This is a genomic window from Bradyrhizobium sp. SUTN9-2 (assembly GCF_003122645.1).
Lineage (GTDB): Bacteria > Pseudomonadota > Alphaproteobacteria > Rhizobiales > Xanthobacteraceae > Bradyrhizobium > Bradyrhizobium yuanmingense.
Genome location: NZ_LAXE01000001.1, coordinates 5,528,487 through 5,543,021, shown reverse-complemented (window position 1 = coordinate 5,543,021; position 14,535 = coordinate 5,528,487). Strand labels below are relative to the sequence as shown.

General features: G+C 65.9%; 15 protein-coding genes and 2 pseudogenes. 5 read left to right on the top strand and 12 right to left on the bottom strand.

What is annotated here, in order from left to right:
* Nucleotides 1-361: pseudogene (locus XF30_RS25725) on the bottom strand (MFS transporter); the annotation flags it as partial.
* A gap of 26 nt (nucleotides 362-387) precedes the next feature.
* Here XF30_RS25725 and XF30_RS25720 point away from each other — a divergent pair.
* The gene (locus tag XF30_RS25720; protein WP_036004970.1) at nucleotides 388-723 is read left to right on the top strand and encodes a hydroxyisourate hydrolase; all 336 of its coding nucleotides are present in this window, start codon (nucleotides 388-390) and stop codon (nucleotides 721-723) included.
* On the opposite strand, the gene XF30_RS25715 is transcribed toward XF30_RS25720, so the two are convergent.
* The 4 genes from XF30_RS25715 to XF30_RS25700 are packed head-to-tail and all read right to left on the bottom strand — an operon-like array spanning nucleotide 724 to nucleotide 4,592.
* On the bottom strand, nucleotides 724-1,539 hold the full coding sequence (locus tag XF30_RS25715; protein WP_192893449.1) for an ABC transporter permease: 816 nt from the start codon (nucleotides 1,537-1,539) through the stop codon (nucleotides 724-726).
* Nucleotides 1,539-2,402, bottom strand: a complete 864-nt coding sequence (locus tag XF30_RS25710; RefSeq protein WP_109144217.1) for an ABC transporter permease — start codon at nucleotides 2,400-2,402, stop codon at nucleotides 1,539-1,541. Before XF30_RS25710 ends, XF30_RS25715 begins: the two co-directional genes overlap by 1 nt.
* 18 nt (nucleotides 2,403-2,420) lie before the next feature.
* Entirely contained in the window at nucleotides 2,421-3,467 is a 1,047-nt protein-coding gene (locus XF30_RS25705; protein ID WP_036004961.1) for an ABC transporter substrate-binding protein, read from the bottom strand.
* Between the two features lie 30 nt (nucleotides 3,468-3,497).
* Nucleotides 3,498-4,592: an ABC transporter ATP-binding protein gene (locus XF30_RS25700; RefSeq protein ID WP_109144216.1), complete on the bottom strand. Its 1,095-nt coding sequence runs from the start codon at nucleotides 4,590-4,592 to the stop codon at nucleotides 3,498-3,500.
* Here XF30_RS25700 and XF30_RS39505 point away from each other — a divergent pair.
* Together XF30_RS39505 and XF30_RS39500 are read left to right on the top strand one after the other, a co-directional pair.
* Nucleotides 4,477-5,475 (top strand): annotated as a pseudogene (locus XF30_RS39505) (amidase); the annotation flags it as partial. The gene XF30_RS25700 and the pseudogene XF30_RS39505 overlap by 116 nt on opposite strands.
* Nucleotides 5,476-5,516: 41 nt before the next feature.
* Entirely contained in the window at nucleotides 5,517-6,068 is a 552-nt protein-coding gene (locus tag XF30_RS39500) for an amidase family protein (RefSeq protein WP_244609111.1), read from the top strand.
* On the opposite strand, the gene XF30_RS25690 is transcribed toward XF30_RS39500, so the two are convergent.
* Both XF30_RS25690 and XF30_RS25685 read right to left on the bottom strand, forming a co-directional pair.
* Nucleotides 6,069-6,818, bottom strand: a complete 750-nt coding sequence (locus tag XF30_RS25690) for an aspartate/glutamate racemase family protein (RefSeq protein WP_192893247.1) — start codon at nucleotides 6,816-6,818, stop codon at nucleotides 6,069-6,071.
* Between the two features lie 2 nt (nucleotides 6,819-6,820).
* Entirely contained in the window at nucleotides 6,821-7,531 is a 711-nt protein-coding gene (locus XF30_RS25685) for a GntR family transcriptional regulator (protein ID WP_109144214.1), read from the bottom strand.
* A gap of 206 nt (nucleotides 7,532-7,737) precedes the next feature.
* On the opposite strand from XF30_RS25685, the gene XF30_RS25680 reads away from it, so the two are divergent.
* Both XF30_RS25680 and hydA read left to right on the top strand, forming a co-directional pair.
* Complete coding sequence (locus XF30_RS25680; protein WP_036023749.1) at nucleotides 7,738-8,478, top strand: maleate cis-trans isomerase family protein; 741 nt, start codon at nucleotides 7,738-7,740, stop codon at nucleotides 8,476-8,478.
* Nucleotides 8,439-9,899, top strand: coding sequence for a dihydropyrimidinase (gene hydA, locus XF30_RS25675; RefSeq protein WP_109144213.1), 1,461 nt, complete (start codon nucleotides 8,439-8,441; stop codon nucleotides 9,897-9,899). Before XF30_RS25680 ends, hydA begins: the two co-directional genes overlap by 40 nt.
* 27 nt (nucleotides 9,900-9,926) lie before the next feature.
* On the opposite strand, the gene XF30_RS25670 is transcribed toward hydA, so the two are convergent.
* From XF30_RS25670 to XF30_RS25650, 5 genes are all read right to left on the bottom strand, one after another.
* Nucleotides 9,927-10,553, bottom strand: coding sequence for an FMN-dependent NADH-azoreductase (locus tag XF30_RS25670; protein ID WP_109144212.1), 627 nt, complete (start codon nucleotides 10,551-10,553; stop codon nucleotides 9,927-9,929).
* Nucleotides 10,554-10,556: 3 nt separating this feature from the next.
* On the bottom strand, nucleotides 10,557-12,131 hold the full coding sequence (locus tag XF30_RS25665; RefSeq protein WP_109144211.1) for an isochorismatase family protein: 1,575 nt from the start codon (nucleotides 12,129-12,131) through the stop codon (nucleotides 10,557-10,559).
* A gap of 19 nt (nucleotides 12,132-12,150) precedes the next feature.
* Nucleotides 12,151-12,999 (bottom strand): MBL fold metallo-hydrolase, encoded by an 849-nt coding sequence (locus XF30_RS25660; RefSeq protein WP_036023756.1) that lies wholly within the window; start codon nucleotides 12,997-12,999, stop codon nucleotides 12,151-12,153.
* Between the two features lie 30 nt (nucleotides 13,000-13,029).
* Nucleotides 13,030-13,914, bottom strand: coding sequence for an amidohydrolase family protein (locus XF30_RS25655; RefSeq protein ID WP_109144210.1), 885 nt, complete (start codon nucleotides 13,912-13,914; stop codon nucleotides 13,030-13,032).
* A partial coding sequence (locus XF30_RS25650) for a VWA domain-containing protein (RefSeq protein ID WP_146207811.1) occupies nucleotides 13,911-14,535 on the bottom strand: 625 nt, incomplete at its 5' end. The genes XF30_RS25650 and XF30_RS25655, both read right to left, overlap by 4 nt.

Sequence of the window (14,535 nt, the reverse complement as noted above, 5' to 3'; positions counted from 1 at the left end):
CGCTCGCCGGCGTCTCGGGTCCCATAGCGAGGCCGATGCACAGGCCCGCAGCCAGCAGGGCGGCGCTCGTCCCGAGCGAAGCCAGCGCCATGCCGACGACGATGGCCGCCGCGCACAGGCTCGCGATCCGCAGCGAGCCAAGGCGCGCGATGAAGCCGCCGCCCCAGAACGAGGCGGGGATGCCGACCGCGAACACGGCGGCGGAGAACATCGAGAGCTGCCAGACCTCGATATGGGCTCGCGGGGCGACCACGCCGGGCGCGAACAAGGCCAGCGCGACCAGGGCCTGAAGCGCGGTCATCGCGCCCAGGGCCGGCAGCAGCGCGGGTGCTGGCCGAGCGGCCGTGTTTCCGTCTACCATGGCGGCGTGCTCATGGGAGGAACATTGTGGCAGGCGGTATTTCTATTCACGCGGTCGATGTCGCGAGCGGGCGTCCGGCGCAGGGGCTGCGCGTCGAGATCTGGCGGATCGATCCGGAGTCCCAGCGCATCGCCGACGGGCGGCTCGGCGCCAACGGCGTGCTCGATCATGCCGTCGCGCAAGGTGCCGGTGTGACGGAAGGCGCGTACGAGGTGCTGTTTCATCTCGGCGAGTTCTTTGGCGAGCGCGACGGTTTCCTCACCGTGACGCCGTTCCGCTTTCGCATCAAGAACGTTGATGAGCATTTTCATCTGCCGCTGAAATTCACGCGCTGGGGCTATTCGCTGTTCCGCGGCGCCTGATCAGTTGGTCAGCCGCCGCGACAGGCCCGTGACGCGCTCCATCACCGCGACCAGCGCGACGGTGGCGATGATCAGCACGCCCGAGAGGGCTGCGATGGTGACATCCAGCTTGCCTTCGAGATCCTGCCACATCCGGATCGGCAGCATGTCGGTGGCGGCATCGCGCAGGAACAGCGAGACCGGCACGTTGTCGAAGGACGACATGAAGGCGATGAAGGCGCCCGCGATGATGCCCGGCCGGATCAGCGGCAGCACGATGCGGCGGAACGTGTAGAGGCGGCTGGCGCCGAGCACGGCCGAGCTTTCGAGCAGGGTCGGCTCGAGCTGGGCCAGCGCTGCGACCGTGTTGCGCACGACATAGGGCACGCAGACCACGGTGTGGCCGATCACCAGCGTCAGCGGCGACACCGGCAGGCCGACCAGCGAGAACAGCATCAGGGCGGCAAGGCCGAAGGCGAGCGCGGGCAGCACCAGGGGCGACATGAAGAGCGAATCGAGCAGCCGCGCCGACAGTGTCCGCGAGCGCGAGATCGCGAGCGCCGCGGCGACGCCGAGGGTAACGGACAGGCCGGTCGCCCACATCGCAACGATCAGGCTGTTCTTGGCGGCGAAGTGCAGCTGCCAGGCATTCCACAGCTCAACGTACCAGCGCAGCGAATAGCCCGGTGGCGGGAAGCGCAGCGAGAAGCCGCTGGTAAAGGAGACGATCAGCACCACGAGCGAGGGGGCGATGATGATCAGTAGCGCGATCATCGCGATCACAGTCATGACGAGCTCGAAGCTGATCGCCTCGAGCGTGCGCTTGCGGCCGCTCATCATGCGCCTCCATAGCCGCGCGACATGCGGCCGAGCGTGGTGAAGACCGAGACGACCGCGAGCACGGCGAGCAGGAAGATGATCGAGATCGCGGCCGCAAACGGCCAGTTCTGCAGCGTCGAAGCCTGCTGGTAGAGATACATTGGCATGAACAGCATCTGCCCGCCCCCGATCAGCGACTGGGTGATGAAGGCAGTGATCGCGGCGGCATAGGTCAGCGTGCAGCCGGCGATGACCCCCGGCAACGACAGCGGCAGCATGATTCGGAAGAAGGTGCGCCAGCTTCCGGCGCCAAGCGAGCAGGAGGCATCGTCGAGATTGGGATCGATGCGGCCGAGCGCGGTGATCAGCGGCAGCGTCATCAAGGGCATCTGCACCTGTGCCAGCGCGATTACCACGCCGAACTGGGTGTAGAGCAGTTTGAGCGGGGTATCGATCAGGCCGAGCGATTGCAGCGTCGCGTTGATGATGCCCTGGCGCCCGAGGATGACGATCCAGGCGAAAGTGCGGACCACGACGCTGGTCAGAAGCGGCAGCAGCACGATCAGGATGATGACGGTCTGAAGTTTTGGCCCGACCCGCTGATAAAGCCAGGCGATGGGAAAGCCGAGCACGAGGCAGACGGCCGTCACCTCGGCGCCCAGCAGCAGCGTCGAGCCGAGCACGCCGAGGCTGAAGGGATCGGTGAGGAAGTGCAGGTACTGGCCGAGCCCCCAATGGAGCCCGGCCGTGTCGTTGTGCAGCGAGAGCCAGAACAATTGCAGCAGCGGCGCGACGAAGAAGACCAGGAAGAACAGCGCCAGCGGCGCTGCCAATCCCATTCCGTAGGACGTCACGTCCCGTGCTGCCGGCGCTGCGCCCATGGCTTGAACCTCGAGGTTTTAGATCTTGATCTCGCGGTTGAAGCGTTCGATCCAGGCCGAGCGCTGCTCGTTGATCTTCTTCCAGTCCTGGAACACGAACTTCTTCTTCAGCTCGGCGGTGTCCTTGGCCAGCACACGTGCGATCTCGCCGCCCATCGTCACCTTGGAGTTGGTCGGCACGATCAGGTAGGGCGGGTTCATCAGCGTGGTCTGCACCTCCGGCGTCAGGGCCGCCTCGATCAGCTTGAAGGCGAGCTCGCGGTTCGGTGAGTTCTTGACGATGTGAATCGTGGTCTTGAAGGCGATGGCGCCTTCCTTCGGCGCCACGAACTCGACCGGCACGCCACGCGCTTTCAGGATCTGGATGGCGTTGAAATTGCCGGGCGAGATGTCGATCTGGCCCTGCTGGAACAGGGTCGCGAGCGCGCCGGGATTGGCGGCGACCGCGGCGAGATTGGGCTTGAGCTCCTCCAGTGCCTTGAAGCCCGGATCGACATTGGCCTCCGAGCCGCCGCGCATCTTGGCGATCTCGACCAGCCAGCCGGTGCCGAGTGTCGAGTTGAGGTTGGTGATGCCGACGCGGCCCTTGAATTCCGGCTTCCAGAGATCGGCCCATGACGTTGGCGGCGTCTTGACCGCTTCCGGATTGTAGGTGAGGCCGACGACCTGGAAGAACGGGGCGGGGCCCATCGGTTCCTGTGCCTCGGCGATCAGGTCCTTGTAGTAGGCGCTCTTCTCGACCGGATAAGGCTCGACCAGATCCTGGCCGACGGCGACGAGGGCAGGACCCGGGTCGTGCAGCATGACGTCGATCGGCGGATTTGCTTTCGCCGCGTTGACCTTGGCGATCTGGTCGACAGAGAGCATGGGATCGAGCACCATCGCGGCGTCCGCATTGGCTTTGCGGAACGCCGGCACCAGCACGGCCTTGTGCGCTTCCTCCCAGCTGCCGGTGAAGGTCGCAAACACCAGCGGACGCGCCTGGGCGTAGCTCAGGCCTGGAAACGCCTTCATGGCCCCGAGCGTGAGCGCCGTGGTCAGCAGGCTTCTGCGATTCATGATCATATCAAACTCCCCTCTGGACAAGGACTGGATCTAAAGCGTTGCGGGAAAGGCGTTGGCGAGCGATGGGGCGAGCGGTGCGAGGCGCACCGCAGCGCCGCTCTCCAGGGCGCGCGTCTCGCCGATGCGCGCCTGAGAAACCTTGACGCCGGAGCCATCGGCCGTGGTGACCTCGTGCACGACGGTGGCGCCCAGCGGCAGCGACATGCCAACGACGCCGGCAAAGCCGGTCTCGTCGCCGACGAATTGCAGGTGCTCGGGGCGGATGCAGACGGTGACGCGGCCTCCCTCGCTGAGCGCACCGCCCGCGGGACGCGCGATGATCTCCGCGCCGGCATCGAGGCGCACCTTCGCTGCCGTGCGGTCCGCTGAGACCACGATGCCGGGCATGCGGTTGGTGGAGCCGACGAAGGTGTTGACGAACAGCGTCTGCGGACGGTCATAGACGTCCGATGGCGAGCCGAACTGCTCCAGCTTGCCATGGCTCAGCACGGCGACACGATCGGCCATCGACAGCGCTTCTTCCTGGTCGTGCGTCACGATCAGCGTGGTGATGCCGGAAACGCGCTGCAGCCGCTTGACCTCGATCTGCATGTCCAGCCGCAGATTCTTGTCGAGCGCGGCGAAGGGCTCGTCGAGCAGCAGGATCGACGGCTTGATCGCGAGCGCGCGGGCGAGCGCAACGCGCTGCTGCTGGCCTCCGGAGAGCTGCCGCGGCAGCCGCTCGGCCATAGCAGGCAGCTGCACCAGCTCCAGCAGGCGCTGCGCCTCGCGCTGACGTGAGGCCTTGTCGATGCCGCGGGCGGCGAGGCCGTAGGCGACGTTCTCGCTGATCGACAGGTGCGGAAACAGCGCGTAGTTCTGGAACACGACGCCGACGGCGCGCTTGTTCGGCGGCAGCGCATCGACGATGTCGTCGCCGATGATGATCCTCCCTTGCGTCTGCGCGATGAAGCCGGCGATGATGCGCAGCAGCGTTGTCTTGCCGCAGCCGGACGGACCCAGCAGCGCGATGATCTCGCCGCCCTTGATGTCGAGATTGATGTTCTCGACCGCAAGCGCGCCACTCGGATACCGGTGGGTGACCGCATCGACGACAAGCGATCGGCTGCTTGGCGCATCAACCATGGTGTTGCCTCCCGTTGCCCCAGAGGAGAAAGCAAGTCTCGTGCCCGCGACTGTCGCTTTTCGCGGAGCGTTTTGGCATGGTGACCCGATGACATCGGTTCGATCGATATGCGACCTCACGGCGACAGAGCTCGCGCGCGCCATTGCAAGGCGCGAAGTGTCCTCCCGCCAGGCCGTCGAAGCGCATCTGGCGCGGATGGCGAGCCTCGACAGCCGATTGGCGGCATTCGTGACGGTGGATGCGGATGGTGCCCGCCGTGCAGCGCAGATGTGCGATGCCGCCTCTGCGCCGATGGGCCCGCTGCACGGCGTGCCCATTGCGGTCAAGGACCTCACTGACACTGCGGGACTTGCGACGACTTACGGATCCCTGCTGTTCGGCGATCACGTCCCGGCCGAGGATGATCTCGTCGTGGCGCGGCTGCGGCGTGCCGGCGCGGTCATTCTGGGCAAAACCAACACGCCGGAGTTCGGCTTCGGCGCGGTCTGCACCAACAGATTGTGCGGGCCGACACGCAACCCCTTCGATCCGGCGCTGACCTCCGGCGGATCGTCCGGCGGCTCTGCCGTCGCGGTCGCATCCGGCATGGTGCCGCTGGCGCACGGCACCGATTTCGGCGGCTCGGTGCGCACGCCCGCCAGCTTCTGTGGTGTCGCCTCGATCCGGCCGACACCCGGCCGCATTGCATTGCCGCGCCGGCCGCTCGGCTGGGACATGCTGGCGACCCACGGCTTCCTCGCCCGCGGTGTCGATGATCTCGAACTCGCGTTGTCGGTCTGCGCCGGAAGCGATCCGCATGATCCGCTCTCGCTCGGCAGTACCGATGATGATCGACCAGTCCCCGACCGTGCCCGGATTGCGGTCACGCCCGATTTCGGTGTGGCGCCCGTTGCGCGCGAGGCTCGTGCCCGCTTCGCGGCGGCGTGCGAGGCGCTCGCGCGTGTCGCCGATGTCGTGCCGTCCTCGCCGGATTGCGGCGGGGCGATCGAAACCTTCCGCACCTTGCGCGCCGCGCATATCGCCAACGCTTACGGCGAGTTGCTGAGAACGCGGCGTGCGGAGCTCACGCCGACGGTGATCTGGAATATCGAAGCCGGGGCAAACTGTCCGCGCAGAACTACCTCGACGCCGAGCGGCGCCGCACCGCGATCTACCGCAGCTTTCGCCAGCTGTTCACTCGCGCCGATTTCCTGGTCGCGCCGGCTGCGTCGGTCTTGCCCTGGCCGAATGAAATCGCCGACGTCACGGCCATGGATGGGGCCGCGCTGGAGACGCCGATCGACTATCTCGCCGTGACCTTCATCGTGTCGCTGGTCGGCTTCCCGGTGCTGACCGTGCCGGTGCCGCGCGGGGAGAATGTGCTGCCCTTCGGCATGCAGATCGTCGCACCGCCGGGATGCGAATCCCGCTTGTTTGCCTTCGGCCGCGTGCTCGAGAACGAATTGGGTTTTTCGCATCGCCGGCCGCCTCTCTGATCAGCTGTCGCGGTGCTCGAGCCGGGCGGCGAGCGCATCGGCAAGGCCGATGGTCGGCTTGGCGGCGGGGCGGCGGAAGGTGCCCGCAACGGCCTTGCGCAAACGGAGCGCATGCAGCGCCTCGGCTTGCTTCACTGAAGCTATGACCTGATCGACCACGGGGACAGGGATCCGGTCGGCGACGCGCTCGGCAAGACCCGAGAGCGGGGCGCCGGCAAAGATCAGCACATCGGCCTCGTCCTCGACGATGGCGCGCCGGGCGAGCTCGACCAGCATGTCCTCCTTCTCAGTGCCGACCTCGGAGATCGCCTGAAACGGCGTATCCAGCATGCGGATGCCGGCGCAGCGCTCCCACAGCCCGTGGGCGCGGACGCATTCCTCGTACCAGGGCCCCAGCGCCTGCGCGAAGGTAACGATGGCAAAGCGGCGCCCGGCCATGCACGCGGTCAGCATCGCGGCTTCCGCCATGCCGATCACGGGAATGTCGAAGGTCTCGCGCGCCGCGAACAGGCCGGGATCGCCGAAGGCCGCGATGATCGCGGCGTCGACCTTTTTGTGCTGCTCGGCAAGCATCTCCAGCGCGATGGCGCCGCCGATCTGCGCTTCGGTGCGCGTGGCGATATAGGGCACGCCGCGGGCCGCGGTGCAGGGGATCAGCTCGGTACCTGCCGAGGCGGCGCGCTGCCCGACCCCCAGCATCAGCTGCGTGACCTCGGTGCTGGTATTTGGGTTGAGCAGGAGCAGCTTCATGATCATGCCGCCGGCCGCTTGGCCTGAGAGGCGGCGAGAACTTCCAGCAGCGCCGTGCCGGTGCGCGCAACGTGCGCGCCGAGCAGGCGGCCGGCCGCTTCGCCGTCGTGCGCTTCGAGGGCGGCCAGGATGTCGGCGTGCTCGTCGACCGAATTGCTCCAGCGCCTGTCGGCACCGAGCGCGAGATAGCGCGCACGCTCGGCGCGGAAGATCAGCGTCTCGTGCGCCTCGCGCAGCGGGGTGTTGCGGGCCATGCGGACGATGGCGTTGTGGATTTCGCCGTTGATCGCGAAATAATCGTCGAGCTTGCCGCTGCGGTGATGACCCTCCATCCGGGTCTGCAGCGTGCGCAGGCGGACGAGATCGCGCTCGGTGGCGCGTTCCGCGGCGAGCTCGGCGGCGAGCCGCTCGATTCCGGCGAGCGCCTCGAACAATTCCGAGATGCCGTCGACCGCGATATCGGCGATGCGCGGGCTGCGGTTGGGACGGAGCTCGATCAAGCCTTCCGCCGCGAGCACCTTCATCGCCTCGCGCAAGGGGGTGCGCGACACGCCGAGCTCCTTCGACAGCTTGGTCTCCTGAGTCTGCGAGCCCGGCGGAAGCTCGCCGCGAATGATCATCGTCCGCATCCGCGCGGCGGCGCGCTCATGCAGGCCCATCCGCTTGAGCTTGGGCGACTTTCGCGCCGGGTTCGTTTCGGATTTTTGCTGCACGCGAGGCTTCCTGCTTGCAACTCATCCTAGCCATACCGAGCCGAACGCGATGCTCAAATAGGCGACGTATGTGGCGTAAAACAAATGCATATCGAACAAATTGTATGCAGTATGCAAATTGCGGGTTGCGCACGGCGCCGGGGATGCCGATGATCGTTTCGAGGGAGCGTTTGATGCTCCCTGCGGCAACGGAGCGACTGTGATCGATGTCAGCCATGCGCAAGCGCCTCGGCATGATCACGCCGTCCTCCAACTCGGTGCTCGAGCCCGTCACCAGCGCCATGCTGGCGGGCACCCCCGGCGTCACCGCGCATTTCTCTCGCTTCCGCGTCACCCAGATCGCGCTCGATGCCGCCGCGCTGAGCCAGTTCGATGCCTCGGTGATGTTGCCGGCGGCAGATCTGCTGGCCGATGCCAAGGTCGACGCGATCGCCTGGAACGGAACGTCCGCAAGCTGGCTCGGCATCGGCCGCGACCGCAGCCTGTGCGAGGCGATCACGGCCCGCACAAATGTGCCGGCAACGACATCGACCCTGGCCTGCATCGATGCCGCCTGCGCGCTCGGCGCCAGGCGCGTCGGCCTGGTCTCGCCCTATACCGACGACGTGCAGCGGCGCATTGCCGACGTCTGGGCTGAGGAGGGGATCGCCCCGCATGCCGAGCGGCATCTCGGCTTGCGCGACAACTTTTCCTTTGGCGAAGTCGCGCCGTCGACGATCACGGATATGATCCGCGCCGTGGCGGCGGAGGGGACTGACGCGATCGTCATCCTCTGCACCAATCTCGATGGTGCGGCGCTTGCGGCCACGCTGGAGCGGGAGCTGGATATCGCCGTGCTCGATTCGGTCGCGGTGACGCTGTGGCGGACCCTCTGCCTCGCCGGCGGCGATGTGACGGCCCTTGCGCAATGGGGACGGATCTTCCAGACAATGCCAAATATCAGGTGACGGAGACATCAGTGACGCAGCTCGACCTCGCCATCCGCGGCGGCACCATCGTGACGGCCAGCGACGAGTTTCGCGCTGATATCGGAATTCGCGACGGCCGCATCGTCAGCATCGCCGATAGCATCGCGGGCGCAGCGCGCGAGATCGATGCGTTGGGCCTATTGGCGCTGCCGGGCGGCATCGACAGCCACGTCCATATTTCCCAGCCCTCGGGCCCCGACGTGGTGATGGCCGACGATTTTGCCTCGGCGACGCGCGCAGCCGCAGCCGGCGGCAACACCATGGTGCTGCCCTTTGCGCTGCAGGAGAAAGGCACCTCGCTGCGCAGCTGTGTCGAGAACTATCGCAAGCTCGCCGAAGGTGAGTGCTACATCGATACGGCCTTCCATCTCATCATCTCCGATCCGACTGCCGTGGTGCTCGGGCAGGAGCTGCCGGCGCTGGTCAAGGACGGCTACACCTCGTTCAAGGTGTTCATGACCTATGACGACCTCGTGCTCAGCGACAAGCAGCTGCTCGAAGTGTTCGAGGTCGCGCGCCGCGAGGAGGCGCTGGTCATGGTCCATTGCGAGGGCTACGACGCCATCCGTTTCCTGACCAGCAAGCTGGAGCGCGAAGGTCATATCGCGCCGTATTATCACGGCACCTCGCGGCCGCAGGCGGTCGAGCGCGAGGCGACGCACCGGGCCATCAGCCATGCCGAGGTGATCGGCGTTCCCATCATGATCGTGCACGTCTCCGGACGCGAGGCGATGGAGCAGGTACGCTGGGCGCAGCAGCGCGGTCTGCCCGTTCATGCCGAGACCTGCCCGCAATACATCACGCTGACGGCCGACGACATGAAGGGCCTCAACATGGACATTACGGGCGCGAAATACGTCTGCTCGCCGCCGCCGCGCGATGTCGAGAGCCAGGAGGCGATCTGGGAGGGCATTACGTCGGGCGTGTTCCAGACCTTCTCGTCCGATCACTGCCCGTTCCGCTACGATGATCCCAAGGGCAAGCTGACGCCGAACGCCCGTACCTCGTTCCGCTGGGTGCCGAACGGCATCCCCGGCGTCGAGACGCGGCTGCCGATCCTGTTCTCCGAAGGCGTCTCGAAGGGCCGCATCACCCTGCAGAAGTTCGTCGAGCTGACCGCGACCAACCACGCCCGCATCTACGGTCTCTATCCCCGGAAGGGTTCGATCGGCGTCGGCTTCGATGCCGACATCGTTCTCTGGGATCCCAAGTTGAAGAAGCCGATCCGGCAGGCCGATCTGCATCACGGCGCGGATTACACGCCCTGGGAAGGTTTCGAGGTTACGGGATGGCCGGTGACGACGATCGCGAGGGGAGAGGTGGTCTGCAGCGAGGGCCGGATCGTCGGCGCCAAAGGCGCAGGCCAGGTGCTGAGCCGGGGCAAGTCGAGCCTGATCTGATCCGGCTCGACACGCCGCCATCGCGCTTCAGAAGGTCGCGGCCATTGCAGCGAGACGTTGATGGGCCCGTTCGCGGGCGGCATCGATCGGCGCTTGTGGTCCCGTGGTTGGACCGATCAGGACGAAGCGGACATTGCTGATCCCGATGAAGCGCAGGATCTCCCGTAAGTAGGGCGTTGCCATATCGATACGGCCGCGGTTCATGCCGGTGGCAAAATCGCTGCCGCTGGCGATGATCACCAGCGTCGGCCGGTCCTTGAGCAGCGGCAGATATCCCTGCGACGGATCGAACCGGAAGGTGAGACCGGGCTGGACGATGATGTCGAACCACTGCTTGAGCTTGTAGGGAAGGCCGAAGTTCCACATCGGGGTCGAGATCAGCACCCGGTCGGCGAGCGAGAAGCGCAGCGCCATTCGCTCGGCCTCGGCAAAGCTGTCGCGCTGCGCATCGGTGAAGACCTGAGCCTTCATGCGCGCGTATTTGGCCTCGACGATCGGACCTGTGAATTCCGGCATCCGTTCACGCCAGATGTCCACGACATCAATGTCCCAATCCGGCCGGGCCTGGCGGAAGCCATCGAGAAAGAGCCGCGCGCCGGCTGTCGATTCGGCCTCCGCGCGCGGCGAGCAGGACAAGTGCAGGAGCTTTGCCACAGCTCATCCCAGCGCTCTGATCACGGCATCGGCCCTGGTCACGACCGCGACGTTCTGCATGGCGAAGTTGATCGAGGCATTGTGCCAGTCGGCATTCATGGTCGAGCAGCAATCCTCGGGCACGATCATGAAATAGCCCTTGTCAGCGCCGGTCCGCGCCGTGTGCTCGATCGACATGTTGGTCCAGGCGCCGGTATTGATGATCATGTCGCGGCCGGTCGCTTTCAGGATCGTCTCCAGCCGCGTGCCTTCCCAGGCGCTCATCCGCATCTTCTCGACCACGAAATCGCCGGGCCGGGGCTCGAGGCCTGAAACCGGGGCCGCACCCCAGCTCCCGCGCACCATCGCCTTGCTGTCGACCAGGCCCTCGAACAACGGAGCGTTCAGCGTGACGCCGGGCGCGCCGGGCTCGACCACGAACCAGACATGGATGATGGTGACGCCGCGGGCGCGCGCGGCCTCCGCGAGGCGCCGCACATTCTCCACGACATGCTGCTGCTTGGCATGACCCGGCGCGCCCGACTCGGCGAAAGCCCCGCCGTCCATGATGACGTCGTTCTGGAGATCCTGAATGATCATGGCGCAGCGTTGCGGATCGAGCCGCATCTCGCCCTCGCTCAGAATAGGCGCGGCTGGCGACGAGCTCGAGCTTGCTCCGCCACCAGTGCGCCTGCCGCTCATATAGGGCTCATGCCGCGGGCCGACCCGGGTCGGGATCGCATATACCGAATGGGTCGAGGTGAGATAGAGCGTGCGGAAATCCGGCCCGCCCCAGGCGAGGTTGGCGACCAGCTCCGGCACGCGGACCTTGCCGAGCAGTTCGCCGCGCGGCGAATAGACCCAGACGCCGCCGGGGGCGGTGACCCAGACATTGCCGTGCTGATCGCATTTCATGCCGTCGGGCAAGCCAGGCTCGAGCTCGGACTTGATGCCGCTGGCGAACACGCGCGCATTGGACAGCGAGCCGTCGCTGTTGACGTCGAACACGCGGATCAGCGCTTGCACCGTGTCGTTGACATAAAGCAGCCTCTCGTCCGGCGAGAAGCATAGCCCGTTCGGCTGGTCGAACAGGCTGCGCTCGACCACGAGCTTCGGCTCGCCGCCCGGCACGACGCGGTAGACGCCCTGGAAGCCGAGCTGGCGCGGCCGTTCGACGCCATAGACCGGCATGCGGCCATACCATGGATCGGAGAAATAGATTGCGCCGGATGAGTGCACGCAGACGTCGTTCGGGCTGTTGAGCTCCTGGCCGCCGAAATGCGAGGCCAGCACCTCGCGCCGTCCGTCCGGGCGTTCGCGGATCAGCGACGAGGTCGCGTGCTCGCAGACGATCAAATTGAGCTCGGCGTCATAGGTCATGCCGTTGCATTTGTTCGACGGGCGTTTGACCTCGACGACGCCGCGCCGCGCATCCCAGCGCCGCCGCACGTCGGCCGGCATGTCCGAGAACAGCAGATACTGATCGACCGGATGCCAGATCGGCCCTTCCGTGAAGTCGAAGCCGGTGCCGATCTGTGCGACCGGCGCATAGGGGTCGATCAGGGTTTCGAACTCGCTTCGCAACGTCACATGCGTCATCGGTCGATCCTCGACAACGTCAAGCCGGGAACCAGTTGCGCTCGGGCAGCGACTGCACGATCGGGCCAGGGACTTGATCGTGCAGACGCCCCACGACATTGCCGCCTTCGATCTTGGCGGGACGGTCGTGGACCGGGAGCAGGTAGCGCGAGCTGCTCAGCAGCTTTTTGATCGCCGCCTTTTCCGCGCGCTTGGTGGTGCCATGGTTGCCGGTGGTACGCGGCTCCCAATCGTGGATCTCATGGAAGGGCGTGACGATCTGGTCGTTGAAGTCGTAGATCACGTCGCCGCAGATGGTGGCGATGCCGTCGGCGGTCTCGACGATGATGTTCATCGAGCCCTCGGTGTGCGCGTTGGCGGCATCGCAATAGACGCCGGGCATCAGCTCGATCGGCCCGGTGATCTCGAGGTCCAGGAAGCGCAGCGCGCTCTTGGTATGCAGCCGGTCGATCAGGTGCTTGATGTCTGGCGCGGGATATTGCGGATGCATCAGGCCGGAGACGGAATATTCGAGCTCCTTGCGGTTGAGCACGACGGTCGTGTTCATCGGAAACAGGTCGTCCTTGCCGGCATGGTCGATATGCAAATGCGTGTGGCAGACGAAGCGAACGTCGCCCATGCGAACGCCGTGGCGCGCGAGCTGGTTCTCGATCATGTTCTCATGATACTGGAGCCCGCGCATGCCCAGCGTCTCCATGATCTGGTTGGAGCGATAGCCGGTGTCGACGACAACAGGATATTTGCCACCGAGGATCAAAAAGCCGAGCGTGAGGACGCGGCGGGTGCGGCCGCAGTCGCGGCCGAGCACCAGGAAGCTCGATTCCAGCTCGATATCGCCGTAGTCCAGGATCTTGATCTCCAGCGCCATTCGTTTCCCTCCCGTCTCGTTTCTTGTCTGTCAAAGCCGATAGACGCGCGTCGCCGTCGTCCTGAAGATCGCATCCTGCTGCTCCGCACTGAACGGGGCGGCGGCGGCGCGAAAGGCTGCGACGAGCTCGCGATAACTGGTCCACAATTTCTCGATCGGAAAATTGGAGCCGAACAGGCAGCGCTCGGCGCCGAAGATCGCGACGGTATCGGTGAGCACGGCGGCGATATGCGCGGGATCGTTGCGATGGATGAAGGTGCCGAGCCCGGACAGTTTCGAGACCACGTTCGGACAACTCGCGAGCCGGGCCATCCCGGCGCGCCAGGCCGCCCGTCCAGCCGGCGAGAGATCCTCGAGCATGCCGGCATGCTGGAGGATGAAGAGTACGCCGGGACAGGATTCGGCCAGCTGCGCAGCATCCGGCATCTGCGGCGTGAACACCTGCAAATCGAAGCTCCAGCCGTAATCGGAAAGACGTGCGACATTGCGACGGATCGTCGGGTCGGTGCAGAGATCCGGACGCGCTGCGAAGCGATAGAGCGGGTTCTCGTGCCAATGCAGCTGCATGCGCACCCCGCGCAGTAGCGGATAACGCTTGAGGCGGTCGAGCTGCGGACGGACGTCCTCGGCCGCGAAATTGGCGTAGGCAACGATGGCGTGCGGCCAGCCATGTTCGTCGGAGGTACGCTGTACCCACGCTGCTTCCTCCTCAAAATGCTCAGGCGCCCAATTGGTCTGCACATAGACGGAACGGGTGACGTCGCTGTCCTTGAGATCGTCGAGATATTCCTGGATCGGATAGTCGCGCCGGATCGGCTCGTACGGTCCGAAGATGCGGGGCTGCATGGGGCCGGTCAGCCAGGGCAGGTCGGCCTGCCGCCAGATGTGATGATGGCCGTCGACAATATCGTTCACGCAGCTCTCCTTCCCAGTGCCAGGACGTGGGCGACGATCGATGCGCTCGACCCGCCGTCCACGAGATCGTCGACGAAGCGTTCGATCGCGACCAGAGCTTCTGTCTGCGGACGGAACGCGGGGCCTGTCGCGAGCGGCGTCAGCCAGCTCAGGCGCCAGGCCCGCCGCGATAGTTTCGCGACAGCGTCGCGAAGGGCGTTCGGCTCGCCGCGCTCGAGCCCGTCGGAGACGATGATCACAGCGGCGCCGCGGGCGTAGCCGCCGAACCGCGGGACCGCCAGAAACGCCTGCAGCGCGTCGCCGATCCGGGTGCCGCCGTCCCAGTCGCTGACCAGATGTGCCGCGGCGCTCAGCGCCTGCTCGCGCCGTTTCAGACGCAGTGCACGCGTGACACGGGTCAGCCGCGTGCCGAAGGTGAAGACCTCGACATTGGGCGCGGCCTGCACCAGCGCATGCGCAAGCTTCATATTCTCCTCGGTGCGGCTTTTCATCGAGCCGGAGACGTCGATCAGCAGCAACACCTTGCGCGGCCGTTGCCGCCGCTTCATGTGGCCGAGCCGCAGGATCTCGCCGTCGCTGCGGACAGAGTCGCGTAAGGTGCGGCGGAGGTCGGCAAAGGGG